Source organism: Candidatus Corynebacterium faecigallinarum, from assembly GCF_052264515.1.
Classification (GTDB): domain Bacteria; phylum Actinomycetota; class Actinomycetes; order Mycobacteriales; family Mycobacteriaceae; genus Corynebacterium; species Corynebacterium faecigallinarum.
The window spans coordinates 1-2,346 of record NZ_JBQQOC010000062.1 but is presented as its reverse complement, the minus strand read 5'-3'; the positions used below and the strand labels follow the sequence as shown (position 1 = coordinate 2,346).

The 2,346-nt window shown below is 64.9% G+C and carries 3 protein-coding genes; all 3 read left to right on the top strand.

What is annotated here, in order from left to right; translation table 11 throughout:
• Positions 1-353 precede the first annotated feature (353 nt).
• Complete coding sequence (locus ACTXPP_RS14025; RefSeq protein WP_443342720.1) at positions 354-515, top strand: hypothetical protein; 162 nt, start codon at positions 354-356, stop codon at positions 513-515.
• Between the two features lie 4 nt (positions 516-519).
• A complete protein-coding gene (locus tag ACTXPP_RS14020; protein WP_443342718.1) occupies positions 520-759 on the top strand; it encodes a hypothetical protein in 240 nt (79 codons plus the stop codon).
• A gap of 260 nt (positions 760-1,019) precedes the next feature.
• Positions 1,020-2,333 carry an ISL3 family transposase gene (locus tag ACTXPP_RS14015; RefSeq protein ID WP_073884859.1) on the top strand — a complete coding sequence of 438 codons (1,314 nt, stop codon included), beginning with the start codon at positions 1,020-1,022 and terminating at the stop codon, positions 2,331-2,333.
• The last annotated feature ends 13 nt before the right edge of the window (positions 2,334-2,346 follow it).

Sequence of the window (2,346 nt, the reverse complement as noted above, 5' to 3'; positions counted from 1 at the left end):
CCTTTTCTCGTGTCTGAGGGAGGGGAGTTTTGCCCTTATCTGCCCTCCCCAGACCTTGGTCACCCCAGATTCCCCAGACGAGCAAGACATTTCAGAACATGCTGACCTGCATGACCGCAAAACCAGCTGGTGGCGAGACCCGCCCACTTCTTCGAGCTCAAGCGCTCGCGGACCGAGGGGCCGGACGCCACGGCGTAGACGAGAGGGGCCGGGTGGGACAGTAAGTCGGACGGGAAAAGTTTTCCGGTTTTGTTGGCGCCACCGGTTCGGGTCCGATAGTGTTGTGCGCAGTGCACCGGGAATTCCCCGGAGACGGCACGATATCCCTTCTGACTTCCCCTAGGAGAACACCCATGGACTCTCTCGACAGCATCGGCGCCTCCCTCGGCGACCTGACTGACCTCATCCACATCCTCGTCGGCCTGCTCAAGGGCGACGCCTCCGTCCTGAGTACCGACGGATCTATCGCCGGCAGCTTCGGCGGCGAGGGTCTCGGTTCCTCCACCGGGGAGTAACGGCATGGAACCGTTTTCCCAGCTCCTGTCTGACCTGGGCGATCTCAAGGACATCCTCCTGGGTGTCCTCGCCGGAAACGGTGGAGACGTGCTGAGTACTGAAGGTTCTCTCGCCGGCAGCTCAGGTGCCGGTGAGATCGCCGGTAGTGGCGTCGGTTCGGTGATGGGTTCGCTCGGCATCGACGAGGACACCGTCGGCCGGATTCCGACCAGTTGGCCGGACCTGTTTACCGCAGGGTCCTGACCGGCCCCGGCCCCCGGCTCCACACGGCGGGCACCTGACATGACGTCAGGTGCCCGCCGTTGATGTGTGGTCACCCGTACCTGAGGGGTAGAAGGTGAGTACCCCCCCCTTAAATATTTTGGGTACTTAAGGGGCTCTTCGCGGTTCGGAGTGCGTAGATAGCTGAAGGGCGGGACGCGGGGTGGTACAACATACAGAGGCCCTGGCCGGTACAAGATGAGAGTTGCGAAGCTTCCATCTGACCGAACCAGGACCCTACCGTGCACCCTACTGGCAACCTCGTCGCCGACACCATCTGCCGCACCGCAGAACTCGGTCTGACGATCACCGATGCCGCCGACGCCGGCACCCTCACCATCATCAACGCCGAGCCGGTGGACGTAGCCGACACCTGCCCGGACTGCGCGATGCCTGGGGTGAAGCGGGACCACATCCGACGTCGACTCGTCGACCTACCGGTCGTGGGGTTCCCCACCCGCCTGAACGTCCGGGTACCCCGCTTCACATGCACCAACCCCACCTGCAGCAGGAAGATCTTCCAGACCTCACTGGCCTGCGCTGACGACGGGGCGAAACTCACCCACCGGGTGACCCGCTGGATCCTCCAACGCCTCGCCATCGACCGTATGAGCGTGGCCGCCACGGCGAAGGCTCTCGGAATCGGCTGGGAGTTGGTCAATACCGTCGCCGTCACCGCGGCCCGGAGCATGGTCTACGCTGACCCCTCCCACCTGGCTGGGGTCCGGGTCCTCGGCGTCGATGAGCACGTCTGGAAACACACCCGCCGACCCGGCGAGCCGTCCTCAATGGTCACCGTGCTGGTGGACCTGACCCCGCTGACCGACGGGGCAGGCCCGGCACGTCTGATCGACATGCGCCCGGGGCGGTCCGCAGACGTCCTGAAGACCTGGCTGGGTGAGCGGGACCCGGACTTCCGGGCCGGGGTGCAGGTCGTGACGATGGACGGGTTCACCGGCTACGCCACCGCCGTCGACCACTCTCTCCCTGCGGCGCGCAAAGTCATGGACCCGTTCCACGTCGTCCACCTCGCCGCCGAGAAGCTCACCGGGTGTCGGCAACGCCTGCAGCGAGAAACCACCGGACGTCGGGGGCAGAAAGACGATCCGCTGTACAAGCACCGCCGGGCGCTGCTGACCAGGACCGATTTCCTCACCGACCGGCAGCGCCAGCGCCTGGATCGGCTGTGGGACACCGACGATGACTACGTCGCGTTGCAGGTGACCTGGGAGTTCTACCAGGACCTGGTCAGTGCCTATGGTCAGCCGGACAGAGCGCGGGGCAAGAAGTTGATGGGCAGGGTGATCGGCACCCTGCGCAAGGGCCTACCGACGGGGCTGGAGGAGCTGGCGCAACTCGGCCGGACCCTGTGGCGCCGACGGCACGACATCCTGGCGTACTTCGATATCGGCGCATCCAACGGTCCGGTCGAGGCCATCAACGGCAGGCTGGAGCATCTACGCGGCATCGCCCTAGGGTTCAGGAACCTCGACCACTACATCTTGCGGTCGCTGATCCACTCCGGCCAGCTGCAGGACCGGATCAACGCACTCTAAATCGAGAAGAGCC

What these genes read in the sequence shown, in the direction of transcription:
- ACTXPP_RS14025 (WP_443342720.1), top strand. Translation starts at nt 354, where the DNA reads ATGGACTCTCTCGACAGCATCGGCGCCTCCCTCGGCGACCTGACTGAC.
- ACTXPP_RS14020 (WP_443342718.1), top strand. Translation starts at nt 520, where the DNA reads ATGGAACCGTTTTCCCAGCTCCTGTCTGACCTGGGCGATCTCAAGGAC.